We start from the raw sequence: 23,699 nt of genomic DNA, 5'->3' as shown, positions 1-23,699 counted from the left end.
GACGTGAGCACCAACGACCTTCCCCTCGCCGACGGCGGCGGCTGCGGCGACGGCTGTGCCTGTGGCGCCGAGGGCGACGAGGAGTACCTGGAGTGCGGGCTCGACCCCGCGCTCGCCGAGCTGCTGGCCGCCGCCGGACTCGACCCCATCGAGGTCGAGGACATCGCCAACGTGGCCATCCAGGAGGACCTGGACAACGGCGTGGACGTGACGACCGTCGCGACGATCCCCGAGGAGGCCGTGGCGACCGGTGACTTCGTCGCGCGCGAGGCCGGTGTCGTCGCGGGCCTCAGGGTCGCCGAGGCCGTGGTCTCCGTGGTCTGCACCGACGAGTTCGAGGTCGAGCGGCACGTCGAGGACGGCGACCGGGTCGAGGCCGGGCAGCGGCTGCTGTCGATCACCACCCGCACCCGCGACCTGCTCACCGCCGAGCGCAGCGCGCTCAACATCCTGAACCGCCTCTCCGGCATCGCGACCGCCACGCGCGCGTGGGCGGACGAACTGGAGGGCACGGCCACGCGCGTGCGGGACACCCGGAAGACCACCCCGGGACTGCGCTCCCTGGAGAAGTTCGCGGTGCGCAGCGGCGGGGGCGTCAACCACCGCATGTCGCTCTCCGACGCGGCCCTGGTCAAGGACAACCACGTGGTCGCCGCCGGCGGCGTCGCCCAGGCCTTCAAGGCCGTCCGCGAGGCCTTCCCGGAGCTGGCGATCGAGGTCGAGGTCGACACCCTGCACCAGCTGCGCGAGGTCGTCGACGCGGGCGCCGACCTGATCCTGCTGGACAACTTCACGCCGATGGAGTGCGAGGAGGCCGTCGCGATCGTCGGCGGGCGCGCGCTTCTGGAGGCGTCCGGACGGCTTACGCTGGAGAACGCGCGGGCGTACGCCGACACGGGCGTGGACTTCCTGGCCGTCGGTGCCCTCACCCACTCCTCGCCGATCCTGGACATCGGCCTGGACCTGCGCGAGGCGGAGTGACCCCATGCTCCTCACGATCGACGTCGGCAACACCCACACCGTCCTCGGGCTCTTCGACGGCGAGGACATCGTCGAACACTGGCGCATCTCCACGGACGCGCGCCGTACCGCCGACGAGCTGGCGGTGCTCCTCCAAGGCCTGATGGGCATGCACCCGCTGCTCGGCGACGAGCTCGGCGACGGCATCGACGGGATCGCGATCTGCGCGACCGTGCCGTCCGTGCTGCACGAGCTGCGCGAGGTGACGCGGCGGTACTACGGCGATGTGCCGGCGGTGCTGGTGGAGCCCGGAGTGAAGACCGGGGTGCCGATCCTCACCGACAACCCCAAGGAGGTCGGCGCCGACCGGATCATCAACGCGGTCGCCGCCGTCGAGCTGTACGGCGGTCCCGCGATCGTCGTCGACTTCGGTACGGCCACGACCTTCGACGCGGTGTCCGCGCGCGGGGAGTACGTCGGGGGTGTGATCGCGCCCGGTATCGAGATCTCCGTGGAGGCGCTCGGCGTCAAGGGCGCGCAGCTGCGGAAGATCGAGGTGGCGCGGCCGCGGAGTGTGATCGGGAAGAACACGGTGGAGGCCATGCAGGCGGGCATCGTGTACGGGTTCGCCGGGCAGGTCGACGGGGTGGTCGGGCGGATGGCGCGGGAGCTGGCGGATGATCCGGACGATGTGACGGTGATCGCGACGGGTGGGCTGGCGCCGATGGTGCTCGGGGAGTCGTCGGTGATCGACGAGCACGAGCCGTGGCTGACGCTGGTGGGGCTGCGGCTGGTGTACGAGCGGAACGTGTCGCGGATGTGAGCGGCCGGTGGGGGCGGGCGTGGGGTTCTCGCCCCCGCCGCCCCTATCCGTCCCGTCCTCCAGGGGGTGGGCCCCCTTCGACCGCCCGTTTCGGGGGCTGCCGCCCCCGGCCCCCCGCTTCGGCCTGAACGGCCTCGTCCTCAAACGCCGGACGGGCTGAAGGGGGGTGCGGACCGGTTCTCGTCTTCGGACGCCAGGAGGGCTGGAGGGTGGGGGTGCGGACCGGTTCTCGTCCTTGGACGCCGGGTGGGCTGGTGGGGGTGCGGACCGGCTGTCGTCTTCGGACGCCGGACGGGCTGGAGGGGGGTGCGGACCGGCTCTCGTCCTTGGACGCCGGGTGGGCTGGGTTGTGGTGTCGGCGGCGGCCAGGTGGGTGGCCCTGTCGCGCCACACCCGTGCGCTATGTCGAGTTTGTCTGATTTACGCGTATCTTCGGACCATGCCCACGCCATACGGATCCCGCGGCGGCATGGCGTTCGGTGCGGAGGAGCTGTGTGTGCTCCGCCGTGCTCTCGCCCTCGCCCTTCACCCCGGTCCCGTCTCCGCCGAGGACGTCAAGGACTGTCATCGGCTCGCCGAGTCGCTCGACGAGGCGATCGGCGAGGGGGCCCGGCTTCGTGCCTTCCTGGTGGCCGATCTGGCCCGGTACCGCGCCGCCCTGCCGGGGACCGTCGCCGGTTACCTCGCCCTCCTGGAGGAGGCGCTGGGTGCCGGGTACCGGCCCACCCGGGACGACCTCGCCGCGCTGCGGGCGCTGCGCGGGAACGCGGGCGCCGCCGCGCTGCTCGACCGCTGCCAGGACCTCGCCGAGCGCGATGTGCGGGCCCGGCTCGCCCAGGGGGCCCGCAAGGTACCGGCACCCGCCGTTCCGGCCTCCAGGGTCCGCCTGACGGCCCTGCCGGGCGGCGTGGCCAAGGAGCCGGAGAAGAAGCCCAGGGAGAAGCCCGCCGAACGGCCCGCACCGCAGCCCGCGGCTCCCGAGCCCGACGCGCCGAAGCGGCCCATTCCCACTCCGGGTGAGGTCTTTCCCCGCCGCCGGCCCGCCTCGCCGCCGGCCGGGCCTCCGCAGCAGCTCGCCGCCGGCTGACCGGTCGTCGCGCCGCCGGCTGACCGGTCGTCGGGGGCGGTTCGCCCACCCCGCCCCTTTCGCCCGTTCCTCCGTGGCTACTCTGGACGCATGGACTACGTCTCCGCGCTGCTGCCTCCGGTCGTCATGGCCGTCTTCTTCATCGGTCTGGTCCGGGTGATCGTGAAGACCCAGGGCGGGGCCGCCAAGGCCAAGGAGGACGCCGCCGTCGACGCGGCCTTCGAGCGCGCGGAGAGCGCCCGCCGCACCGCCGTCTCCAAGGCCGACGGCGTCTGAACCGGGCCGCACCCTCCTCGGGCCGCCCTCCCGGGCCGCCGTCTCCTGGCGTACGACTCGCCGCGCGTCCCCCGACGCACCCGCGCTTTCCGAGTCGTGCGCCCTTTTTGTTCGCCTTTGCTGGCGAAAGTGCACGTCCGGCACGTCATTGGCGGGATCTCCCACTATTGTTCTGAGCTGTGCCTCGCCCATTGGGAGAACTCGAAGACGCGGTCATGACGCGGGTGTGGAAGTGGAACCGCCCGGTGACCGTTCGAGAAGTCCTGGAAGACCTTCAGCAGGAACGGTCGATCGCCTACACCACGGTGATGACCGTTTTGGACAATCTCCATCAGAAGGGCTGGGTCCGGCGGGAGGCCGAAGGACGCGCCTATCGATATGAGGCCGTCTCCACCCGGGCCGCCTACGCCGCCGCCCTGATGAACGACGCCTGGTCGCAGAGTGACAACCCGGCCGCCGCACTCGTCGCCTTCTTCGGGATGATGAGCGACGAACAGCGACAGGCTCTGCGGGACGCCGTGCGCATCGTGCAGGGTCCGGATAGCCGGGAACGGCGGGAAGAGAGGGAAGACCGGGAAGCTCCGCAAGAGGAGAACCCCGGCTCCGTGGCGGACACCGGCGGGCGATAGCGTCCGCTCATGTCAGCGATGCGCCCCGAAGTCACCGCAAAAGCCATCACCGTCCGGCGGGCCCGGACCAGCGATGTCCCGGCGGTGCGCCGCCTCCTCGACGCGTACGTTCGCGACCGCATCCTGCTCGACAAAGCCATGGTGACGCTTTACGAGGACATCCAGGAGTTCTGGGTCGCGGAACGCGACGACAACGCCGAGGTGGTCGGCTGCGGCGCACTGCACGTGATGTGGGAAGACCTCGCGGAAGTACGCACTCTCGCGGTGAACCGGAGCCTCAAGGGAGCCGGTGTCGGTCATCAGTTGCTGGAGAAGTTGCTGGAGACCGCGCGTTGGCTTGGTGTTCGCCGCGTTTTCTGTCTGACCTTCGAAGTCGAGTTCTTCGGGAAGCACGGCTTCGTGGAGATCGGCGAGACGCCCGTCGACACCGATGTCTACGCGGAGCTGCTGCGTTCCTATGACGAGGGTGTCGCGGAGTTCCTCGGACTCGAACGAGTGAAACCGAACACCTTGGGCAACAGCCGGATGCTTCTGCATCTGTGATCGCCGCGAGGGATCGCGGTGGACAAGGGCCGACAAGGGTCGACAAGGGTCATCGAGGCGGAGAAGGGCAGGAGATCGGCCCGCTATTCCGGGCGACCTGCCTTGCCCCGGTTCCCTATGTCCGAAACGCGCATGTTTCCGGGCGGGAGGGGGCCCTCGGTCTCTCCCAGGGGTTTGTGTTTTTCCCGCAAAAGCGGTTTGCTTTCCGACGTAGTGCAGTACTGCATATAACAGGGGGCGGCGAAACGGCGGACGCCGCAGACCCCCGGCCCTGAAGTTATCGATGAAAGGAAATCCGGTGGCACAGAAGGTTCAGGTCCTTCTTGTCGACGACCTCGACGGCGGCGAGGCGGACGAGACCGTGACGTTCGCGTTGGACGGCAAGACGTACGAGATCGATCTCACGACCGCCAATGCGGACAAGCTGCGCGGTCTTCTCGACGCCTATGTCAAGGGCGGCCGGCGTACCGGCGGCCGTGCTGCGGGCGGACGTGGAAAGGCCCGGGCGGCTTCCGGCGGCAGCCAGGACACCGCGCAGATTCGCGCGTGGGCCAAGGAGAACGGTTACGAGGTCAACGACCGCGGCCGTGTTCCCGCGACGATTCGCCAGGCCTACGAGGACGCCAACGCCTGACAGCCCTCCGGCCCGCGGCCCACGTGCCGCAGCCGGATGCGGTGGCACTCCGTGGCCACCGTGTTCACCAGCCGTACGAGATCGGGGGCGCCTCCAACGCCCCCCATGGCCGACAGCGTCGGCAGCGAGGCCTCGACCTCGCACCCCGACTCGGGGGGCCGCAACCATACGGCGGCCCCCTGCACGGGCCTGCCCGGCCCCTCGGCGGATCCGGAAGGCGGCCGGACCCCGGTGACCGCAGGCTCGGGCCGTGCCGGAGCGTCCATCACGCCCCCGGCGCCCAGCGCCCGCAGATCGAGATCGAGGGCGGGCGCGCCCCACTCCAGCCAGTCCAGCAGCCCCGGCAGCTCCTCCGCGCTGCCCGCGGCCACCAGCAGCCGCATCCGACCGCCCTGAAGGGCCACCGGAGAGCCCGGCGCCAGGTGCCCGAGCGCCCGTACGCCCGCCCGCGCCGGCACCTCCAGCACGTCGAAACGCCCGCCCGTGACCAGCCGTAGCGGCTCTCCGGGCGCCGCGGGCACCGTTGCCCATCCCAGATCGTTCTCGTACCAGTGCCGGAGCCGGGCCTGCGGCCGGCCGTCCGGCCCGGCGGCCCGGCCGGTGCCCTGACCGGAACCAGAACCGGAACCGGGGTCAGGACCGGGGCCGGGGCCGCACTCGGAACCGGAATCGAACGGACGACGGGGGTGAGGGACCGTGGAAGCCGCCGGAGGCGCTGTGCCAGCCATGCCGGGTGCAACCGTCCCGACTCCACCAGAGTTACGCTGGGTGTGCGGTCGACTGCACAGGGTGCCGGAAAAGGGGTCGGGCGGGGGTCCGGAGAGACGCAAGGTTGTTCGCCCGTAGCGGAGGGACCGGGGGCTCACGGCATGGACTGTCAGTAGCAGCGGGTAAGACATCCCTAGTGGGAGGGGGCGACACGCAGGCGAGGCCGTCTCACGTTCGCCATCGGCGTACTGACGGAAGGGGTAACTGCCTGGCCTGCGGGAACATCGTCTCGCACCATCGGGTTGGAGCATATGTCGGCGTTCGGGGTCAGGAGGCCATCGACGGTGTCGGCAGTTGGAATGAGCGGTCCCCGCTTGCGGGACTAAGCTGCGGAAGGACAGGGAGGGGAAGTTCCCCCCACTGCCTGACCGCTCTGAGGAGCGATTAACGATGTTCGAGAGGTTCACCGACCGCGCGCGGCGGGTTGTCGTCCTGGCTCAGGAAGAAGCCCGGATGCTCAACCACAACTACATCGGCACCGAGCACATCCTCCTGGGCCTGATCCACGAGGGTGAGGGTGTCGCCGCCAAGGCCCTTGAGAGCCTCGGGATTTCGCTCGAGGCGGTCCGCCAGCAGGTGGAGGAGATCATCGGGCAGGGGCAGCAGGCCCCGTCCGGGCACATCCCCTTCACCCCCCGTGCCAAGAAGGTCCTGGAGCTGTCGCTCCGCGAGGCCCTTCAGCTGGGCCACAACTACATCGGCACGGAGCACATCCTGCTCGGCCTGATCCGTGAGGGCGAGGGCGTCGCCGCCCAGGTCCTGGTCAAGCTGGGCGCTGATCTCAACCGGGTGCGGCAGCAGGTCATCCAGCTGCTCTCCGGTTACCAGGGCAAGGAGACCGCCACCGCCGGCGGCCCTGCCGAGGGCACCCCCTCGACGTCCCTGGTCCTCGACCAGTTCGGCCGGAACCTCACCCAGGCCGCTCGTGAGTCCAAGCTCGACCCGGTCATCGGGCGCGAGAAGGAGATCGAGCGGGTCATGCAGGTGCTGTCCCGCCGTACCAAGAACAACCCGGTCCTGATCGGTGAGCCCGGCGTCGGCAAGACCGCCGTCGTCGAGGGCCTCGCCCAGGCCATCGTCAAGGGCGAGGTGCCCGAGACCCTCAAGGACAAGCACCTCTACACCCTGGACCTCGGCGCCCTGGTCGCCGGCTCCCGCTACCGCGGTGACTTCGAGGAGCGCCTGAAGAAGGTGCTCAAGGAGATCCGCACCCGCGGCGACATCATCCTGTTCATCGACGAGCTGCACACGCTGGTCGGTGCGGGTGCCGCCGAGGGCGCCATCGACGCGGCTTCGATCCTGAAGCCGATGCTGGCCCGCGGTGAGCTGCAGACCATCGGTGCCACCACCTTGGACGAGTACCGCAAGCACCTGGAGAAGGACGCGGCCCTGGAGCGCCGCTTCCAGCCCATCCAGGTCGCCGAGCCGTCCCTGCCGCACACGATCGAGATCCTCAAGGGTCTGCGTGACCGGTACGAGGCCCACCACCGGGTCTCCATCACGGACGAGGCGCTGGTCCAGGCCGCCACCCTGGCCGACCGCTACATCTCCGACCGCTTCCTGCCGGACAAGGCGATCGACCTGATCGACGAGGCCGGTTCCCGGATGCGCATCCGCCGGATGACCGCTCCGCCGGACCTGCGCGAGTTCGACGAGAAGATCGCCGCCGTCCGCCGGGACAAGGAGTCCGCGATCGACTCGCAGGACTTCGAGAAGGCCGCCTCCCTCCGCGACAAGGAGAAGCAGCTCCTGGCCGCCAAGGCCAAGCGGGAGAAGGAGTGGAAGGCCGGCGACATGGACGTCGTCGCCGAGGTCGACGGCGAGCTGATCGCCGAGGTGCTGGCCACGGCCACGGGCATCCCGGTCTTCAAGCTCACCGAGGAGGAGTCCTCGCGTCTGCTGCGCATGGAGGACGAGCTCCACAAGCGGGTCATCGGCCAGGTCGACGCCGTCAAGGCGCTGTCGAAGGCGATCCGCCGTACGCGTGCCGGTCTGAAGGACCCGAAGCGCCCCGGTGGCTCGTTCATCTTCGCCGGCCCGTCCGGTGTCGGTAAGACCGAGCTGTCCAAGGCCCTCGCCGAGTTCCTCTTCGGTGACGAGGACGCGCTGATCTCCCTCGACATGTCGGAGTTCAGCGAGAAGCACACGGTGTCGCGTCTCTTCGGTTCGCCCCCCGGCTACGTGGGCTACGAAGAGGGCGGCCAGCTGACCGAGAAGGTCCGCCGCAAGCCGTTCTCCGTCGTCCTCTTCGACGAGGTGGAGAAGGCCCACCCGGACATCTTCAACAGCCTGCTCCAGATCCTGGAGGACGGTCGCCTGACCGACTCCCAGGGCCGGGTCGTGGACTTCAAGAACACGGTCATCATCATGACGACCAACCTCGGCACCCGGGACATCTCCAAGGGCTTCAACCTGGGCTTCGCGGCCACGGGTGACACGAAGTCCAACTACGAGCGCATGAAGAACAAGGTCCAGGACGAGCTCAAGCAGCACTTCCGGCCCGAGTTCCTCAACCGCGTCGACGACGTGGTCGTCTTCCCGCAGCTCACGCAGGAGGACATCCTGCGGATCGTCGACCTGATGGTCGGCAAGGTGGACGAGCGCCTCAAGGACCGGGACATGGGCATCGAGCTCTCCCAGTCCGCCAAGGAGCTGCTGTCCAAGAAGGGCTACGACCCGGTGCTGGGCGCGCGGCCGCTGCGTCGCACGATCCAGCGCGAGATCGAGGACACGCTCTCGGAGAAGATCCTCTTCGGCGAGCTGCGCCCCGGTCACATCGTGGTCGTCGACACGGAGGGCGAGGGCGACACCGCGACCTTCACCTTCCGCGGCGAGGAGAAGTCGGCGCTGCCCGACGTCCCGCCGATCGAGCAGGCGGCCGGCGGAGCCGGACCGAACCTGAGCAAGGAGGCGTAAGCCTCACGGCCGCGAGGCCGTGGGCCCGAGGCCGAACGAAGAGGGGCCGGTGCTTTCGAGCACCGGCCCCTTTTCAGCGTTTCACCAGGCTGACGTCCGCTCCGGGAAAGCGGTCGGAAAAGCGCTCCGGGGGGAAGACGTGCCCCGGCATGTTCTGCAGGATCACGGCGCGCACCGCAGGCAGCCGGCGGGCCAGGACGGAGAAGTCCTCGGTGCCGAGCAGCCCGGGGACGCGCAGCACCTCGATCCCGGAGAGCTCCGGCATGCGATCGACGGAGAGCGGCAGCTCCCGCAGGATCCGCGCGTTCAGATGCAGGGTCCGCAGCCCGGGCAGTCCGGCCACCGCCTGCCAGTCGGCTGCCGTCAGCTCCGTGGTCAGCGGTCCGAGGCTGAGCTCCGTGAGGCTGGTCCAGTGCGCCAGGCCGCGCAGTCCGGTGCGGTTCGTGCTGTTCCGGCCGAGGAAGAGGAACTCCAGTGCCGCGTCGACGGGCAGCACCTCGCCGAGGCTGTCGCCCGGGAGCTCCTGTTCCACGGTGAGCCGGACGAGCGAGCCCAGCGACCTCAGGCCCGTGACGTCGCCGATCTGTCCGCAGACCAGCTCGGCGAGCGGAAGCTTCGCGAGCCGCTCCAGGCCGTGCGCCGCCGGACAGCGGGCCAGCATCAGCTCGTGCAGGGACCCGAAGGGCGAAAGATCGCCCAGGTCGGTGAGGAGCGGGTTGTCCCGCAGGTCGAGCAGGGTCACCGCCCCGGGCTCGCGGACCGCGTCCAGGATCTGTCCGGCCGAGTGCCTGCCCAGGAACGCGAGACCGTGCCAAGGCCGCATCCCGGTCAGAGCGGCACGCTGCCCGGCGGACTCACAGGTGAGATAGAGGCCTGTGCGAGGCAGCTCGTCCAGCACCTCCGACGCGTAGGCCGTGGTGTCGAAGCGGCTCCAGGTCCCGACCAGTTGCCGACGCACCTTGAGGTCCCGGTGGTCGCGGAACCGGCGCAGCACTCCGAGGGCTCCCTCCGGTTCCTCGGTGCCGAGCAGGGAGGCGGTGACGGTGACGCTCCGCGCCTCCTCCGCCGTCAGCCCCCCGGGCCCCGGCAGCAGCTCCAGCACCAGAGGCCCGGCCTCCGCGAGCGCCTTCGCGTCGTCCGTGGTCCGCGGCGGGATCAGCTCCTCCGCCCGCCGCTCCACCTCCGCCCGCACGCCGGCGTCCAGCGCCACCGCATGCTCCAGGCAGGCCAGCGCCAGCAGGGTCAGCCGGGGCGTTCGAGCCGCGAGCAACTGCCTTAGCAGCGATGCCCGTTCCCCGGGCCGCGCATGGGCTACGGCCATGCGGATCACGTCCTCCCACTGCGTGTCGTCCGCATGGTCGGCGAGGACGTTCAGGTGGCCTTCCTCCACCGCGTACCGGGCACCCAGATAGTCCTGGAAGGTTCGGTGGACGAAGTCCAGGACCCCGTCGGCGGGTTGGCGGATCAGGCCGCTGCGGAGGAGCAGGGTGCGCAGGACCGTCGCCGCGTCCGACTGGCCGCGTGGCAGTGCGATGGACGGCAGACTGCGGTCCACGATCGTTTCGGCGGTCTCCAAGTCCATCTCCGTACGGTTGCTCAACACGAGCGCGTAGGCGAGCCGTTGCAGCAGCTCTAGCTGTGCCTCCTCGCCCAGCTCCACCTCGTCCACGGATCCCATACCCCGCTCCCGGTCCCGGCGGGCGAGCAGCATCGCCAGGGCGGCGTCGTACAACTCCTTGCGGCCGGTGGGGAGGTAGCCCCGGCGTTCCCGGTGCAGGGCGCAGATCAGGCCGCACACCAGGGGGTTGGTGGCGAGGCGGGCCAGGTCGCGTTTGGTGCGCAGGGAGTCGAGGAGCGGGCCCTCGAACTGCGGGGCATCGGCCGCCGTGTGCCAGCGGTGGACGAAGGTCGCCACGTCAGGGCGGCGCATGGGGGCGAGGGTCAGTTCGCGGAAGCCCTCCGTGGCGAGCCAGTCGGGGCGGACCGCGGTGGGGCGGGAGGTCACTAGCCAGCGGTTGCCGGGAAAGGCGTGGATGAGGGAGAGGAGCCAGTCGCGGGTGCGGTGGCGGTCGGCAGCGGGGATCTCGTCCAGGCCGTCGACGAGGATCAGGCCGCGGCCCGCAGCCAGGACGCGTTCCGTCCAGCCTTCGGGTGCGGACAGCGGGCAGCTCACCGCGGTCAGGAAGGCGGCGGGGGCGGGGAAGGGGGCGGCGCCGCGGATCAGGGTGCGCAGCGGGAGGACGTAGGGGATGTGCGCGCCCTCACGCGCCGCCGTCACCGCCAGCCACTGGACCAGAGTCGTCTTGCCGGAGCCCGCGTCGCCGCGCAGCAGGACGCGGTCGCGGGTGAGGAGGGCCTCCTCGGCCGGGAGCTGGACGGTGACCGGGGCCTGGCCGGAGCGGTCCCCGGGGAGGGTGCCGTCGTCGGTGGCCGTCGCCTCCAGGCTCAGGTACGCGACCTCCAGCGGCCAGCGGTCGGGGGAGTCCCGCAGGTCGATGCCGTAGATGGTGATGTGGTTGTGGCGTTCGGTGACGTAGGAGCGGTAGCGGCGCTCGAAGGCGGTGTCGTGGGCGTCCGGGCGTGGCACGCGGGCGATCAACTCGTCGATCCTGGCGATCAGTTCGGCCTGCGCACGGACCTGTTCGACCAGGGTGCGGGCCACGAAGGTGGAGCGGCGGGTGAAGAACTCCAGGATCTGGAGGCAGGCCCACTCGGTCGCGGAGTCGAGGAAGTAGCAGGCGTCGGACGAGAGCCCGTCGGGCGCCGGTGCCCTGTGGCTCAGCTTCCCGGCCAGTTCGCGGTGGCCCAGCCGTACGGCCTGGACGTCGTCCATGTCCAGATCGCCGAGGGCGAGCAGTCTGCGGGAGAGGGCGCCGGCGACGGCGATCTGTTCCCCGGTGCGGAAGGGCGGTTCGCCGGGTGACTCGACCGCTTGCCGGACGAGGTGCTCCGCGAGCCTGCGCACGTCCTTCTCGACCAGCACACGCTTCTCGCCCCTGAACGACACCAGGTCCTTCAGCCGCACCGGCCTGTCCACCAGCCCCGCGCCCGGCCCGTCCGCCACGAACAGCTTCTTCAGCAGCGGGCCCATCAAGCTCGACGCCAGTTTCCCGCCCAGTACCGCCGGCTCCATCCGCCACCCCCGTGTGTCTGCGCGAACGGATGGAGCCTAGCGGCGGATTACGACAACTGGCCGTTGTAGTCCGGCAGCTTGAACGTCTTGTCGGCGTGGCCGCCCGAGAGGTCGGTGGCGTTGTTGCCGATGTTCGCGATGATGTCGTAGCCCTTGTTCTCGATGTCGACGCGCTGGGCGGTCTTGTAGGCGGCGACGTCCTTGAACAGGTCGAGGAAGCCGCGGACGTAGAGGCCGGATACCTGGTAGCCGTCGTATTCGAGGTTGTACTCGGTCGGCAGGTAGATGATCCCGGGGCGGGCCGTGACGAAGAACAGGGAGACGCCGTGCTCCTGGGCGTACTTGGCGACGTTCAGGACCGGCTTGTTGGCCGGCTGGGGGTAGCTGAAGCCGAAGTCGGTCTCCAGCGTGGTGTTGTCGATGTCGAAGACGATCGCCTGCTTCTCGCCCGGCTCGGCGGCGGCGATGCGCTCCTTCAGGTAGGGCAGGGCCTGGTCCATCACGGACTGGCAGTCCTGCTGCCAGGTGGCGTAGTCGACCGCGGTGGAGCTGCTGCTCGCCGTCGCGGCCTGGGCCGGCGCGGCCATCCCGGCGAGCGCGGCCACGGAGACGGCTGTGACGGATATGCGGCGGGTCCAGGTGCCTGTGGTCATCGGTGGGGGTGTCCTCTCACGTCCGGCTGTGTCAGGGGCATGGTGAGTGGGGGAGGTGGCGTGAGGGGAACCGTAGGGTTACTGGGGAGTAGGTGGCTAGAGGCGTGCGTCCCCCAATGTGCGGACGGAAGGGGTTGGGCGAGTGCCTGCCCGGTCGGATCCATGCCGACGCGCCCTCGTGGCCGCGCCTAATGCGGCTCGGCGTGGCACCCGTCACATTTCGGTGGCTGTGGATCTCGGTCTCCGGTGACATAGCGCACGGGCGAAATGTCTGTTACTAGCCGGGATAGTGGACTTGCGGTGAGGGTGAAGGGGGCTTTTTGCCTCATCGGTCGCATGCGGCGCGATTGTCGGGAATGGTGTGTCCGGCCAGAGGGGCTCTGTCAAGAAACGGTCAATTCTGGGCATTATTACTAAGGGGCCTCGTAGGCGGCGGGGTTTGAGAGGGGCCCGGCCTTCGGGTTACCAAGAGATGCCCCGTTCGGCGGCCGCCCCCGTGGGCCGGTGTCGGAGGGGGGTCCTGTCGTCTACCCCACGAGGTTCCGATGTCCCTGCGCGCCGCTTTCCGTGCCCCCCGTACGTCCTCGCTCCGCAAGCGGGCCGCCGTTCTGGCCGCCGGTGTCGGAGTCGCGGCCGTGGTGGGGTCGGGAGTCGCGTCGGCCGCCACCTCCGGTGCCGCCGCCTGGGTCGACCCGGTGAAGAAGTACACGCTCTCCGCGACCTTCAACCAGGCCGGCGGCATGTGGACCGCCAGGCACAGCGGTCAGGACTTCGCGGTGCCGAGCGGTACCGAGGTCGTCGCAGCGCACGGCGGCACCGTCGTCAAGGCCGGCGGCAACGGCGCCGGTGACGGTGCCGCGTACGGCAACGCCATCGTCGTCAAGCACGGCAACGGCCAGTACTCGCAGTACGCCCACCTGTCCCGGATAGACGTCAGGGTCGGCCAGATCGTCAAGACCGGTCAGCACATCGCCCGCTCCGGCAACACCGGCAACTCCTCCGGCCCGCACCTGCACTTCGAGATCCGTACGACCCCGAACTACGGCTCTGCGGTCGACCCCGTCGCCTTCCTGCGCGCCAAGGGCCTGACCGTCTGACCCGCTACGCCCGCCTGACCCTTCAGGACGGGTGTGAGCCCCGGTGGGCCTGGGTCACCAGGTCCACGGCGACCTCCAGGACCGCCTCGCGCTTCTGCTGGGGGTCGCCCTCGACGTCCTGCATCACGAACATGCCGGCGTGCAGGGTGAAGAGCGCGCTGATGCAGCGGATCTGGTCGGTCAGCGCCGCGTCCGGGTCGATGATGATGTTCCGCAGGCCGCGCATCCGGTCCTTGAAGGAGTCGCCGATCCGCAGCTCCCGGACCGTCGCCTGGTTCTCCTGCATGAACCGGAACAGCGGTTCGGCGTCGGCGAGCGCCTTGTGGTACCGCCGTACGATCTCCTGCTTGGTCTCCAGGGTGTGCGGCTGGCCCTTGCCCCACTCGATCAGGTCCCCGATCGGTCGCGTCAGGTCCTCGAAGACGCTGACCAGGATCTCTTCCTTGGTCTTGAAGTGGTAGTACAGGGCCGCCTTGGTCACGTCGAGGCGCTCGGCGATCTCCCGCAGGGAGGTCTTCTCGTAGCCCTGCTCGGCGAAGAGTTCGAGCGCCACGTCCTGGATGCGCTGGCGGGTGTTCCCGCGGCGCTGGTGCTTGGTGCCGTCCATGGTGACGCTCATCCTCTAACTCCTCGTGCTCCCGCGAAAACTTGCTTGCCGCCCGGCTAGTAAACTTACTTGACGCCCGGCTAGCAACGGGTCTAACTTCCGAGTGTACTGAACTAGCCGGGCGGCAAGTAAGTAGCTGTCGCCAGGGGGAGTGGGAGAGATGGCGGACACCCAGGCGGCCAGCACCGGCCAGGAGACACCAGAGGCCCCAGAGGCACCGCAAGCGGCCGAGCAGCCGCAAGCACGGCCGGAGAAAGAGCCGAAGAGCGTACGGGTCGTGGTCCTCGCGCTCATGATCGCGATGATGCTCGCGATGCTCGACAACATGATCGTGGGCACGGCGATGCCGACGATCGTGGGCGAGCTGGGCGGTCTGGAGCATCTGTCGTGGGTCGTGACCGCGTACACCCTCGCGACCGCGGCCGCGACCCCGCTCTGGGGCAAGCTCGGTGACATGTACGGGCGCAAGGGCGCCTTCATGACCTCCATAGTCATCTTCCTGATCGGCTCCGCGCTCAGCGGCATGGCCCAGGACATGGGCCAGCTGATCGGGTTCCGGGCCGTCCAGGGACTCGGCGCCGGCGGTCTGATGGTCGGCGTCATGGCGATCATCGGTGACCTCGTGCCGCCCCGCGAGCGCGGCAAGTACCAGGGCATGATGGCCGGCGTCATGGCGCTCGCCATGATCGGCGGTCCGCTGGTCGGCGGCACCATCACCGACAACTGGGGCTGGCGCTGGGCGTTCTACATCAACCTGCCGCTCGGCGTGGTCGCGCTGGCCGCCATCAGCGCCGTACTGCACCTGCCGAAGAAGCGGAACAAGACGCGCATCGACTACCTCGGCGCCGGTCTGCTGACCCTCGGCATCACCTCGATCGTGCTGGTCACCACCTGGGGCGGCTCCGAGTACGCCTGGACGTCCGCGCGGATCATGGAACTGATCGGCATCGGCGTCGCCGCCCTGATCGGCTTCGTCTTCTGGCAGACCAAGGCCGCCGAGCCGGTCCTGCCGCTGCACATCTTCCGCAGCCGCAACTTCACCCTGATGTCGATCATCGGCTTCATCGTGGGCTTCGTGATGTTCGGCGCCACGCTGTTCCTGCCGCTCTACCAGCAGTCCGTGCAGGGCGCGTCCGCGACCAACTCCGGTCTGCTGCTGCTCCCGATGCTCGGCGCGATGCTGGTGACCTCGATGGTCGCCGGGCGGGTCACCACCAGCACGGGCCGCTACAAGATCTTCCCCCTCGCGGGCGGTGTGCTGCTGACCGTCGGGCTGTACCTGCTGTCCACGATGGACACGGACACCACCCGGTTCACCTCCGGTGTGTACATGGCCGTCGTCGGCCTCGGCATGGGCTGCCTGATGCAGATCACCATGCTGGTCGCGCAGAACAGCGTGGAGATGAAGGACATGGGCGTCGCGTCCTCGTCCACCACCCTGTTCCGCACCCTCGGCTCGTCCTTCGGCGTCGCCATCATGGGCGCGATCTTCAACAACCGGGTCAAGGACGTCATGGCCGAGCGGGCCGGCTCGCTCGGCTCCAAGATCACCGAGCAGTCGGCGCAGCTGGATGCGAAGAGCCTGGCGAAGCTGCCGACCGCGGCGCGCGAGGCGTACCAGCACGCGGTGTCGGCCGGCACCCACTCGGCGTTCCTGCTCGGTGCCGTGATCGCCGTGCTGGTGCTGGTGGCGGCGGTCTTCGTGAAGGAGGTCCCGCTGAAGGGCGGGCCGCAGAAGGCGGACGAGGCGGCGCCGCTGCCGGTGGTCGAGGCCGTCTGAGCGAGGTCCGGGTGGCCGGGGCGGGCTGAGCAGGGTCCCGGCGGCCGAGGTCGGCCGAACGGCGTGCGGGTGGTTCCGGGGCTACGGCCCCCGGAGCCACCCGCTGCGCCGTTCCGGGCCGAGAATTGACGGCGTGGACAAACTGCGGCAGCTACGCCTCGCCAAGGACGCCATGGACCGGGACTGGGCCGACCCGGCCCTCGATCTCGACGCGGTCGCCGCGCACGCCGGGTACTCGCGGTACCACTTCCTCCGCGCCTTCAAGGAGGCGTACGGCGAGACCCCCGGCCAGTACCTGACGCACCGCAGGATCGAGCGGGCGGAGGAGATGCTCCGCGGCGCGGACCTCACCGTCACCGAGATCTGTCATCTGGTCGGCTTCAGCAGCCTCGGCACCTTCTCGGCGAAGTTCAAGGCCCGTACCGGGCTCAGCCCCACCGAGTACCGGACCGAGCACGTCGGCCGCGGCGCCTCCCTCATCCCCGGCTGCTACGCCCTCCTGTGGGCCGGCGGGTTCCCGAGCAGAAGCGCAACTTCCGAGAAGCGCGGCTCGGACCCGGCTGCCTACCGTGACGGACAGGAACACGGACAGGAACAGCGACCGTCCGGCGGCAGCGGCCGGACAGGCAGGAGGGCGGAGCCATGATCCAGGGCCTGGCCATCACCACCGTATGGACCTTCGACCAGCAGCGCACCAAGGCCTTCTTCACCGAGAAGCTCGGCTTCGAGCTGCGCGACGACATCGCGATGGGCGACATGCGCTGGGTCACCGTCGGCGCCAAGGACCAGCCCGGTGTCGAACTCGCCCTGATGCGCCTGGACGGGCCGGGTCTCGACCCCGAGTCCGCCGAGGCGCTGCGCAAGCTGGTCGCCAAGGGGGTCATGGGGGCCGGCGCGTTCCGTACGGACGACTGCCGCGGCGACTACGAGACCTTCCGGGCGCGGGGCGTCGAGTTCGTCCAGGAGCCCAAGGAACGGCCGTACGGCATCGAGGCGATCTTCCGGGACGACAACGGCAACTGGTACTCGCTGACCGAGCGCAGCGAAGAGCTCGACTTCTCCAAGGAGTTCTGAGCATGCCGACGGCCGCCGAGACCGGGCCCGACCACACCGCCGTCCGTACCGCCCTGTGGCGGGCGCTGCACCTGCACGCCGATCCGCCGCCGTACGTCATCGAGGACGAGGTCGGGCTGCGGCTGGCCGAGCCCGAGGCGGACGCGGACGCGGCTGCGGACACCGGGGACGGCTGGCGGGCCCGGCCGGACATGGACGTCGACGCCACCCGGCGGACCCGGGCGTCCATCGTGGCCCGGGCCCGGTTCGTAGAGGACCTGGTGGTGGCGGAGGCCGGGCGCGGGGTGGACCAGTACCTCGTCCTCGGCGCCGGGCTCGACACCTTCGCGCAGCGCCGGGCCGCCGACGCGGTGGCCGCCGGGCTCCGGGTGTTCGAGGCCGACCGGGCCGCAGCCGTGGCCTGGAAGCGGCGGCGGCTGACCGAGCTGGGATACGGCGTGCCCGACTGGCTCACGCTGGTGCCGGTGGACTTCGAGGGGGACTGGTGGGGGCAACTGGTCGCCGCCGGGTTCGATCCGCGCCGTCCGGCCGTGGTGGCGTCCGCCGGGGTCACGATGTACCTCACCGAGGACGCCATCGCCGCCACCCTCCGGCACATCGCGCGGCTCGCCCCCGGGTCGAAGCTGGTCACGACGTTCCTGCGGCCCATCGAGGACGTCGAGCCGGACCAGCAGGAGCAGCTGCGGGCGGCCCAGCGGGGCGCGCGGGCCTCCGGCACGCCCTTCCTGAGCTTCTACGCACCCGAGCGGATGGCGGCCCTCGCCCGCGAGGCCGGTTTCCGGGACACCCGGCACGTCCCGGCCGACGAACTCACCGACCGCTACTTCGCCGGCCGCACCGACGGCCTGCGCCCCTCCCGCGGCGAGGAACTCCTCGTGGCCACCACCTGAGGGGAGGCCGACGAGGAGCCGACGGGGAGGGGCCGACGGGCAGGGGACGACGGGGAGGGATCGACTGGGAGGGGCCGAACGGGCAGGGGCCGACGGGTGGGGATCGACGGGGGAGGGGCTGCCGTCGCTCGGAGACAGGTGGCCGCTTCTCAGCGGTTTCCCGACTGGGCCGGGCCCGGCAGCATCGGGTAGCTGCCGGTGGCCGTCGGCGCGTGCTCCGGGAGCCACAGCACGGCCACCGCACCCTCCGCCGGGATGTGTTCGGGTGAGCCCGCCGGGCGGACGTTGCGGAAGGTCAGGCGGGCGCCCAGGACGCGTGCCTGGCCCGCCGCGATGGTCAGGCCCAGACCGTGGCCCTGGCCCGCGCGGTCCTCGCTGCCGGTGCGGAAGCGGCTCGGGCCCTCGGCGAGGAGTTTCTCGGGGAAGCCGGGGCCGTGGTCGCGGACCCGGATGACCCGGCCCTCGACGGTCACCTGGACGGGCGGCTTGCCGTGCCGGGCCGCGTTGGCGAGCAGGTTGAACAGCACCCGCTCCAGCCGGCGCGGATCGGTGGTGACCTCCGACTCGTGCACCACCCGCACCTCGATCTCCGGGTCCTTCGCGGCCACCCGCCGGGTGACGAACTCGCCCAGCATGATGTCCTGCAGCTCGGCCCGCTCGGAGGCACTGTCGAGACGGGCCACCTCCAGCACGTCCTCGACGAGGGTGCGCATCGCCTTCGCCCGGTCCAGGACCAGTTCCGTCGGCCGGCCGGGCGGCAGCAGCTCGGCCGCCGTGAGCAGGCCGGTCACCGGCGTACGCAACTCGTGCGCGATGTCGGCCGTCACCCTCCGCTCGGCCTCAAGGCGTTGCTGCAACGCGTCCGCCATGGCGTCCACCGCGCGCGCCAGGTCGTCGGTCTCGTCCCGTACGACCCCGCCGATCGCCTCCCGCACCCGCACGTCCGGCTCGCCCTGGGCGACCTGGTTGGCCGCGGCCGCCGCCTTGCGCAGCCGCCGCGAGAGCTGTCCGCCGATCAGCACGCCGAGCGCGCTGCCGCCGAGGACGACCGCGATGGAGCCGATGACGAGGGCCTGGTCGAGGTCCTTCAGCACATTGCTGCTGCGGTTCGCGAAGGTGCTGTGCAGGGACAGCACGCGTCCGTCCTTGGCCTGCACCGCCGCCCAGATGTCCGGGGCGCCGGTGCCGTGGTCGATGACGTCGGTCGCCCGGCGGCCCGCGTCGACCCGCTCGCGCAGGGCCGGCGGCAGCCGGGGATCGTCGACCTTGACGTCCGGGAAGTTCGCCCTCCCGTACAGCTCGTAGTTGCGCTGCGCGATCTGCAGCCGCTCGTTGGCCAGGTCGCGCGCGTTGTCCAGCATCGAGACCCGGGCGGCGTTGTGCACCACCAGGCTCAGCGCGATCGCGACCAGTGCGCCGACCAGCGCGATCGCCGCGCTCAGCTTCCATCTGAGTCCGGTGCGCAGTCCCGGACCCCGGTACCGGTTGAAGAACCCCCGCATGACCGCCTCGCTCAGGCCTTCAACTTGTAGCCGAAACCACGGACCGTCTCGATCCGGTCCTGGCCGATCTTGGTGCGCAGCCGCTGCACATGCACGTCGACGACCCGGGTGTCCCCGCCCCATCCGTAGTCCCAGACGCGTTCGAGCAGCTTGTCGCGGGAGAGTACCGTCCCCGGTGCCGAGGAGAACTCCAGGAGCAGCCGCATCTCGGTGGGCGTCAGCGCGACCGGCTGCCCGGCCCGGCGCACCTCCATGCCCTCGGTGTCGATCTCCAGGTCGCCGAAGGCGAGCATGCCGCCGGAGACCGGAGCCGCGTCCTCGTGCGGCTTCTCGCCGCCGCTCGCGTGCCCGAAGCGGCGCAGCACCGCCCGGATCCGGGCGACCAGTACGGCGCCGTCGAACGGCTTGGTGACGTAGTCGTCGGCGCCCGCCTCCAGGCCCAGCACCACGTCGATCGAGTCGGCGCGCGCCGACAGCATGATCACCGGGACCGTCGACTCGTCACGGATGCGCCGGCACAGACTCACCCCGTCCAGGCCCGGCACCATCACGTCCAGCAGGGCGATGTCGGGCCGGTCGGCGCGGAAGGCCTCAAGGCCCGACAGGCCGTCGGGCATGGCGGTGACCGCGAAGCCGTCCCGCTCCAGGGCGAGCTGGGTGGCCTCGCGGATGACGTCGTCGTCCTCGACGAAGAGGACGTGGGTCTGGTCTGCCATCCCGGCTCTCTCGGTAGTCGGTGGGGTGGGGTGGGGTCGGTGGGTGCAGCGGGCTGAGCGGTTCAGCGGGTTCAGCGGGTTCAGCGGGTCGAGTGGTTCAGCGGGTTCAGTTGCCGGGGGAGGGCTCCGGCGTGGCGTCGTCGCCGCTGCCGGCCGCGTTGCCGTAGTCGGTGTGGTGGAAGTCCTCCTGGACGAAGCGTCCCGCGGCCCAGCTGTATGTGATCACGTTCTCGCCGGAGGGGCTCGACACGGGGTCGCCCTTCTCGTACACCTGCTTGGTCACGCTCAGGTCGCCCCGGTCTATCTCCGCGTACACCGGGGACTCCTCGGCCTTGAAGACGTTCTTGTACGCGCCGCTCTCCTTGCGGTACACGTACGCCCCGACCCCGACCGCGTCCCCGCAGGTCAGCACGTTGACGACGATGTCCTCGACCGGGTCCCCGGTCAGGTCGCCGTACGTCACGTCGACGGGGTACTCGTCGCCCGAGCACGGCTTCAGGTCCCGCTTCACCGTGGCCGAGACCACCGGGTCGGATTTCACCAGGGCGACCGCGTCGACCTTCTCGTACGTCTGCGACGGGTTGGGCGAGGGGGCCTTGGCGGCCGGGGCGTTCCCGACCGAGTCGGCGTGTGCCGGGCCCTCGTCACGGGCTCCGGTGCCACCGGTGCCGCAGGCCGCGGCGAAAAGGGCGAGGGCGGCGAGCACGGCCGTCGCCGTGATCACCGCCTGTGCACTCGCCGGGCCCCTTTTGGGCCCCGTGCCGGTCAGGCCGCGCAACGCTCCCGCTCCTCACGCTCCAGCGCGCGTGCGTCGAGATCGCGTGACTCCAGCTCCTCGCGGAGCCGGGCGAGCGCCCGGTGCAGCGTGCTCTTGACCGTTCCGGCCGACATGCCGAGGGCGGCGGCCGTCTCCTCCGTGGACATCTGCTCCCAGTGTCGCAGCACCACGACGCTGCGCTGCTTCGGAGCCAGAACCTTCATGATGTCCATGAGCAGAGCGCGGTCCGCGTGCTGCTCGGTGGAGTCCTCCACGCAGGCGTCGGGCAGCTGCTCGGTCGGGACCTCCTCCAGCTTCCGGGCCCGCCACCACTCGGTCCGTGTGTTGATCATGACCCGGCGCAGGTAGGCGTCGGCGAGCTTCTTGTCCTCGATGGTCTCCCACCGGCCGTACGTCCGTACCAGCGCCGTCTGCAGCAGGTCCTGGGCGTCCGTCGGGTCCGGGACCAACCGGCGGGCGCTGCGCAGCAGCGCGTCCTGCCGAGTGCGGACGTACTCCTCGAATTCGAGCACCTCGCCCTGCGCCATGATCAACCGCCTCCCGATCCCCGTTTTCCCCGGCCCTGTGCCTGAGTTCCCGCCGTCCCGCGGTCCTGGCGGGCACAGAAACGAAGCTACGGACCCGTTGTCACGGGCCTGTGCGGAGCAGCCTGCGGGTAGCAATCGGCTGTCCGTCGGTTGTGTAACGGAAGTAGGTGCGGGGTAAGCGGGTGCGGGTTTATGCCCGGCTATGCGGTGAATTGCGGTGCGGATGAGGCCGTAACAGAGCCCCTTCCGCTGTGATGTGGCTGTACGTCAGCCCAGTGGAAGCCGGTACAGGCCGCCCGCGAGCGGCTCCACCAGTCCGTCGGAGACCAGCCCGTCCAGCGCGCGCGCCCGCTGCACCGGCTCGTGCCACACCCGGTCGAGCGCCGTCTGCGGCACGGGGGTGTGCGCCTCGCGCAGGACGGCGAGCAGCTTGCCGCGCACCTGGCGGTCGGTACCGGCGTACGTCTGCCCGCGCCGCGGCGGCCCCTCGTGCTCCGGCTTGCCGGCCAGCCGCCAGGCGCACTCCCCGGCGATCGGGCACCGCTGGCACATCTCGTTCTTCGCCGTGCACACCAGCGCGCCCAGTTCCATCGAGGCGGCGGCCCAGCGGGCGGCGGTCCCCTCGTCCTCGGGCAGCAGTTCGCGGGCGAGCCTGCGCTCGGCGGCGGTGGTGGCGTTCGGCGGGTACTGCACGCCGGTCACGGCCCGCGCGAACACCCGCCGCACATTGGTGTCGAGCACGGCGTGCCGCTGCCCGTAGGCGAAGGAGGCGACGGCAGCGGCGGTGTACTCACCGATGCCCGGCAGCGCGAGCAGCTGCGAGTGATCCGTCGGTACGTCACCGCCGTGGCGTTCCGTTATGGCGACGGCCGCGCCGTGCAGCCGCAGGGCGCGGCGCGGGTAGCCGAGCCGGCCCCAGGCGCGGACCGCCTCGCCGGGCGCCTCCTCGGCGAGGTCGGCGGGGCGCGGCCAGCGGGCCAGCCACTGCTCGTACACGGGCCGCACCCGGCTCACCGGGGTCTGCTGCAGCATGAACTCGCTGACCATCACCCCCCACGGGCCCGCCTCCGGGCGGCGCCAGGGGAGGTCACGGGCGTGGGCGTCGAACCAGGCGATCACGGGGGTGTGGAGCTTCTCAGTCATGGCCCTCCCGATCCTGCCACGTCCGGCCACGGCTGGGGTGGACGTGGTCCGCGGCGGGGCCGGGGTTGACGCCTCTCGTGACACCCCTCGTAACACCTCTTGTAACACCTCTTGTGGCGACTCGCGGCGGCTCGCGGTGAAGAGGGGCCGTGCCGACGGGAGTTGCCGAAATGATGATCCGGAAAAGTTGAGGTTTGGGCGGCGGGTGGGGCGAGGAAGTGCACGGATCTCTCGTACAGTTTGCGCCGTGGGATCTCTGCGCAATCCGGTCGGGCCGCTTCCCTCCTCCATCTACTGGCGACGGAGGGTCTTCATGCTGTCGACACTCGTCGTGCTGGCGCTGCTGATCGCATGGATCGTGACGTCGAACGGCGGGGGCGGCAAGAAGAACGCCGGCGGGTCGGACGGCAAGAATCCCGTGTCCACGATCACGCCGGGGCCGTCCGGCAGCGGGCCGGCGATCAGCCAGGCACCGGGCGGACGGGACGGGTCGAGCGGGGGCGGTTCCGGTTCGAGCTCCGGTTCCGGTTCCGGCGGCGGGAGTTCGGCAGGTACGGGCGGTGCCTCGCCCTCCGGTTCCGGCGGTTCGCCGGGCTCCTCGGGTTCGTCGTCCGGCTCGGGTGACGACGTCACATCGGGTTCCGGCGGTACGGTCGCCTCGCTGCCGGGGTCTTCCGCACTGCCCAACTGCACTGCCGGATCCGTGGCGTTGGGCCTGAAGAGCCTGCGCAACTCGTACTCGCCGGAGCAGACGCCGACCTTCGAACTCACCGCGAAGAACACGTCGTCCAGCGACTGCAAGATCGACCTCGGTCCGAAGAGCGCGGTGTTGACCATCACGCAGGCCAGCTCGGACGACAGCTACTGGTCGTCGGCGGACTGCCCGAAGGCGGCGGGGAGCCGGTGGTACCGGGTGCCGGCCGGGAGCAGCATCACGTACACCCTGAAGTGGGACCGGAAGCCGAGCGCCGCACAGTGTGCGACGCCTCCGGCGGGGTCGGCCGGGGCGGGCACGTACCTGCTGCAGGTACAGGCCCCGGGGTACGCGAAGGCACAGGCGTCTTTCGTGCTGGCGGCGGACTAGCGCCCCGCAAGGGGCGCGGGGAACTGCGCGATCAGCCCCCACCGGCCCGCGGTCGAGTGGCTGGCGCGCGGGGGGTTTC

Annotated in this window: 23 protein-coding genes; 14 read left to right on the top strand and 9 right to left on the bottom strand. The window is 70.5% G+C overall.

The window, feature by feature from the left end; all coding sequences use genetic code 11:
* Nucleotides 1-3 precede the first annotated feature (3 nt).
* The 7 genes from nadC to ACFWPS_RS31675 all read left to right on the top strand — a co-directional run bounded on the left by nadC (nt 4) and on the right by ACFWPS_RS31675 (nt 4,952).
* Nucleotides 4-981: a carboxylating nicotinate-nucleotide diphosphorylase gene (gene nadC, locus ACFWPS_RS31705; protein ID WP_383711153.1), complete on the top strand. Its 978-nt coding sequence runs from the start codon at nt 4-6 to the stop codon at nt 979-981.
* Nucleotides 982-985: 4 nt separating this feature from the next.
* Nucleotides 986-1,783: a type III pantothenate kinase gene (locus ACFWPS_RS31700; RefSeq protein WP_189263137.1), complete on the top strand. Its 798-nt coding sequence runs from the start codon at nt 986-988 to the stop codon at nt 1,781-1,783.
* Between the two features lie 469 nt (nt 1,784-2,252).
* Nucleotides 2,253-2,870 (top strand): hypothetical protein, encoded by a 618-nt coding sequence (locus tag ACFWPS_RS31695; protein WP_383711235.1) that lies wholly within the window; start codon nt 2,253-2,255, stop codon nt 2,868-2,870.
* Nucleotides 2,871-2,960: 90 nt separating this feature from the next.
* Complete coding sequence (locus ACFWPS_RS31690; protein ID WP_383711151.1) at nt 2,961-3,146, top strand: hypothetical protein; 186 nt, start codon at nt 2,961-2,963, stop codon at nt 3,144-3,146.
* A 215-nt stretch (nt 3,147-3,361) separates the two neighbouring features.
* Nucleotides 3,362-3,775, top strand: coding sequence for a BlaI/MecI/CopY family transcriptional regulator (locus ACFWPS_RS31685; RefSeq protein ID WP_383711148.1), 414 nt, complete (start codon nt 3,362-3,364; stop codon nt 3,773-3,775).
* A gap of 9 nt (nt 3,776-3,784) precedes the next feature.
* Nucleotides 3,785-4,318, top strand: a complete 534-nt coding sequence (locus ACFWPS_RS31680) for an amino-acid N-acetyltransferase (RefSeq protein ID WP_383711146.1) — start codon at nt 3,785-3,787, stop codon at nt 4,316-4,318.
* Nucleotides 4,319-4,616: 298 nt separating this feature from the next.
* The gene (locus ACFWPS_RS31675) at nt 4,617-4,952 is read left to right on the top strand and encodes an Lsr2 family protein (RefSeq protein WP_361285906.1); all 336 of its coding nucleotides are present in this window, start codon (nt 4,617-4,619) and stop codon (nt 4,950-4,952) included.
* Here ACFWPS_RS31675 and ACFWPS_RS31670 read toward each other — a convergent pair.
* Nucleotides 4,931-5,680, bottom strand: coding sequence for an SCO3374 family protein (locus tag ACFWPS_RS31670; protein ID WP_383711142.1), 750 nt, complete (start codon nt 5,678-5,680; stop codon nt 4,931-4,933). The two genes, ACFWPS_RS31675 and ACFWPS_RS31670, sit on opposite strands and share 22 nt — an antisense overlap.
* Before the next feature lie 430 nt (nt 5,681-6,110).
* On the opposite strand from ACFWPS_RS31670, the gene ACFWPS_RS31665 reads away from it, so the two are divergent.
* On the top strand, nt 6,111-8,636 hold the full coding sequence (locus ACFWPS_RS31665) for an ATP-dependent Clp protease ATP-binding subunit (RefSeq protein ID WP_189263131.1): 2,526 nt from the start codon (nt 6,111-6,113) through the stop codon (nt 8,634-8,636).
* Between the two features lie 73 nt (nt 8,637-8,709).
* Here the strand turns inward: ACFWPS_RS31665 and ACFWPS_RS31660 are convergent, their stop codons facing one another.
* The gene (locus tag ACFWPS_RS31660) at nt 8,710-11,769 is read right to left on the bottom strand and encodes an NACHT domain-containing protein (RefSeq protein ID WP_383711139.1); all 3,060 of its coding nucleotides are present in this window, start codon (nt 11,767-11,769) and stop codon (nt 8,710-8,712) included.
* Between the two features lie 47 nt (nt 11,770-11,816).
* Nucleotides 11,817-12,422, bottom strand: coding sequence for an HAD family acid phosphatase (locus ACFWPS_RS31655; RefSeq protein ID WP_383711136.1), 606 nt, complete (start codon nt 12,420-12,422; stop codon nt 11,817-11,819).
* Nucleotides 12,423-12,967: 545 nt separating this feature from the next.
* Between ACFWPS_RS31655 and ACFWPS_RS31650 the strand changes: the two genes are divergently transcribed.
* On the top strand, nt 12,968-13,519 hold the full coding sequence (locus ACFWPS_RS31650; RefSeq protein WP_383711135.1) for a M23 family metallopeptidase: 552 nt from the start codon (nt 12,968-12,970) through the stop codon (nt 13,517-13,519).
* A gap of 22 nt (nt 13,520-13,541) precedes the next feature.
* Here the strand turns inward: ACFWPS_RS31650 and ACFWPS_RS31645 are convergent, their stop codons facing one another.
* Nucleotides 13,542-14,138: a TetR/AcrR family transcriptional regulator gene (locus tag ACFWPS_RS31645; protein WP_383711132.1), complete on the bottom strand. Its 597-nt coding sequence runs from the start codon at nt 14,136-14,138 to the stop codon at nt 13,542-13,544.
* 148 nt (nt 14,139-14,286) lie between these two features.
* On the opposite strand from ACFWPS_RS31645, the gene ACFWPS_RS31640 reads away from it, so the two are divergent.
* From ACFWPS_RS31640 to ACFWPS_RS31625, 4 genes are all read left to right on the top strand, one after another.
* Nucleotides 14,287-15,906: an MDR family MFS transporter gene (locus tag ACFWPS_RS31640; RefSeq protein WP_383711130.1), complete on the top strand. Its 1,620-nt coding sequence runs from the start codon at nt 14,287-14,289 to the stop codon at nt 15,904-15,906.
* 172 nt (nt 15,907-16,078) lie between these two features.
* Complete coding sequence (locus ACFWPS_RS31635) at nt 16,079-16,552, top strand: helix-turn-helix transcriptional regulator (RefSeq protein WP_383711234.1); 474 nt, start codon at nt 16,079-16,081, stop codon at nt 16,550-16,552.
* Nucleotides 16,549-16,980 (top strand): VOC family protein, encoded by a 432-nt coding sequence (locus ACFWPS_RS31630; RefSeq protein ID WP_383711127.1) that lies wholly within the window; start codon nt 16,549-16,551, stop codon nt 16,978-16,980. The genes ACFWPS_RS31635 and ACFWPS_RS31630 overlap by 4 nt, the downstream gene beginning before the upstream one ends.
* A 2-nt stretch (nt 16,981-16,982) precedes the next feature.
* Nucleotides 16,983-17,870 carry a class I SAM-dependent methyltransferase gene (locus ACFWPS_RS31625; RefSeq protein ID WP_383711125.1) on the top strand — a complete coding sequence of 296 codons (888 nt, stop codon included), beginning with the start codon at nt 16,983-16,985 and terminating at the stop codon, nt 17,868-17,870.
* A gap of 149 nt (nt 17,871-18,019) precedes the next feature.
* Here ACFWPS_RS31625 and cseC read toward each other — a convergent pair whose 3' ends face one another.
* The 5 genes from cseC to ACFWPS_RS31600 all read right to left on the bottom strand — a co-directional run bounded on the left by cseC (nt 18,020) and on the right by ACFWPS_RS31600 (nt 22,536).
* On the bottom strand, nt 18,020-19,372 hold the full coding sequence (cseC, locus tag ACFWPS_RS31620) for a two-component system sensor histidine kinase CseC (protein WP_383711122.1): 1,353 nt from the start codon (nt 19,370-19,372) through the stop codon (nt 18,020-18,022).
* Between the two features lie 11 nt (nt 19,373-19,383).
* Nucleotides 19,384-20,088, bottom strand: a complete 705-nt coding sequence (gene cseB / locus ACFWPS_RS31615; protein ID WP_383711119.1) for a two-component system response regulator CseB — start codon at nt 20,086-20,088, stop codon at nt 19,384-19,386.
* Nucleotides 20,089-20,194: 106 nt separating this feature from the next.
* Nucleotides 20,195-20,866, bottom strand: a complete 672-nt coding sequence (locus ACFWPS_RS31610) for a hypothetical protein (RefSeq protein WP_383711116.1) — start codon at nt 20,864-20,866, stop codon at nt 20,195-20,197.
* Nucleotides 20,854-21,393, bottom strand: a complete 540-nt coding sequence (locus ACFWPS_RS31605; protein WP_217559609.1) for a SigE family RNA polymerase sigma factor — start codon at nt 21,391-21,393, stop codon at nt 20,854-20,856. The genes ACFWPS_RS31610 and ACFWPS_RS31605 overlap by 13 nt, the downstream gene beginning before the upstream one ends.
* A 267-nt stretch (nt 21,394-21,660) precedes the next feature.
* The gene (locus ACFWPS_RS31600; RefSeq protein WP_383711113.1) at nt 21,661-22,536 is read right to left on the bottom strand and encodes an A/G-specific adenine glycosylase; all 876 of its coding nucleotides are present in this window, start codon (nt 22,534-22,536) and stop codon (nt 21,661-21,663) included.
* A 247-nt stretch (nt 22,537-22,783) separates the two neighbouring features.
* Here ACFWPS_RS31600 and ACFWPS_RS31595 point away from each other — a divergent pair, with 247 nt between their 5' ends.
* Entirely contained in the window at nt 22,784-23,620 is an 837-nt protein-coding gene (locus ACFWPS_RS31595; RefSeq protein WP_383711111.1) for a hypothetical protein, read from the top strand.
* Nucleotides 23,621-23,699 lie beyond the last annotated feature (79 nt).

This window comes from Streptomyces sp. NPDC058457, assembly GCF_042720695.1.
In the GTDB taxonomy this organism is placed as follows: domain Bacteria; phylum Actinomycetota; class Actinomycetes; order Streptomycetales; family Streptomycetaceae; genus Streptomyces.
This window is presented reverse-complemented; position numbering and strand designations above follow the sequence as displayed.

Excerpts from the sequence above, each read along its gene's own strand:
- ACFWPS_RS31660 (WP_383711139.1), bottom strand. The coding sequence starts at position 11,769 with ATGGAGCCGGCGGTACTGGGCGGGAAACTGGCGTCGAGCTTGATGGGC.
- ACFWPS_RS31640 (WP_383711130.1), top strand. The coding sequence starts at position 14,287 with ATGGCGGACACCCAGGCGGCCAGCACCGGCCAGGAGACACCAGAGGCC.
- ACFWPS_RS31655 (WP_383711136.1), bottom strand. The coding sequence starts at position 12,422 with ATGACCACAGGCACCTGGACCCGCCGCATATCCGTCACAGCCGTCTCC.
- ACFWPS_RS31625 (WP_383711125.1), top strand. The coding sequence starts at position 16,983 with ATGCCGACGGCCGCCGAGACCGGGCCCGACCACACCGCCGTCCGTACC.
- cseB (WP_383711119.1), bottom strand. The coding sequence starts at position 20,088 with ATGGCAGACCAGACCCACGTCCTCTTCGTCGAGGACGACGACGTCATC.
- ACFWPS_RS31695 (WP_383711235.1), top strand. The coding sequence starts at position 2,253 with ATGGCGTTCGGTGCGGAGGAGCTGTGTGTGCTCCGCCGTGCTCTCGCC.
- ACFWPS_RS31700 (WP_189263137.1), top strand. The coding sequence starts at position 986 with ATGCTCCTCACGATCGACGTCGGCAACACCCACACCGTCCTCGGGCTC.
- cseC (WP_383711122.1), bottom strand. The coding sequence starts at position 19,372 with ATGCGGGGGTTCTTCAACCGGTACCGGGGTCCGGGACTGCGCACCGGA.
- ACFWPS_RS31670 (WP_383711142.1), bottom strand. The coding sequence starts at position 5,680 with ATGGCTGGCACAGCGCCTCCGGCGGCTTCCACGGTCCCTCACCCCCGT.
- ACFWPS_RS31630 (WP_383711127.1), top strand. The coding sequence starts at position 16,549 with ATGATCCAGGGCCTGGCCATCACCACCGTATGGACCTTCGACCAGCAG.
- ACFWPS_RS31680 (WP_383711146.1), top strand. The coding sequence starts at position 3,785 with ATGTCAGCGATGCGCCCCGAAGTCACCGCAAAAGCCATCACCGTCCGG.
- ACFWPS_RS31665 (WP_189263131.1), top strand. The coding sequence starts at position 6,111 with ATGTTCGAGAGGTTCACCGACCGCGCGCGGCGGGTTGTCGTCCTGGCT.
- ACFWPS_RS31600 (WP_383711113.1), bottom strand. The coding sequence starts at position 22,536 with ATGACTGAGAAGCTCCACACCCCCGTGATCGCCTGGTTCGACGCCCAC.
- ACFWPS_RS31650 (WP_383711135.1), top strand. The coding sequence starts at position 12,968 with ATGTCCCTGCGCGCCGCTTTCCGTGCCCCCCGTACGTCCTCGCTCCGC.
- ACFWPS_RS31690 (WP_383711151.1), top strand. The coding sequence starts at position 2,961 with ATGGACTACGTCTCCGCGCTGCTGCCTCCGGTCGTCATGGCCGTCTTC.
- ACFWPS_RS31605 (WP_217559609.1), bottom strand. The coding sequence starts at position 21,393 with ATGGCGCAGGGCGAGGTGCTCGAATTCGAGGAGTACGTCCGCACTCGG.
- ACFWPS_RS31685 (WP_383711148.1), top strand. The coding sequence starts at position 3,362 with ATGACGCGGGTGTGGAAGTGGAACCGCCCGGTGACCGTTCGAGAAGTC.
- ACFWPS_RS31635 (WP_383711234.1), top strand. The coding sequence starts at position 16,079 with ATGGACCGGGACTGGGCCGACCCGGCCCTCGATCTCGACGCGGTCGCC.
- ACFWPS_RS31645 (WP_383711132.1), bottom strand. The coding sequence starts at position 14,138 with ATGAGCGTCACCATGGACGGCACCAAGCACCAGCGCCGCGGGAACACC.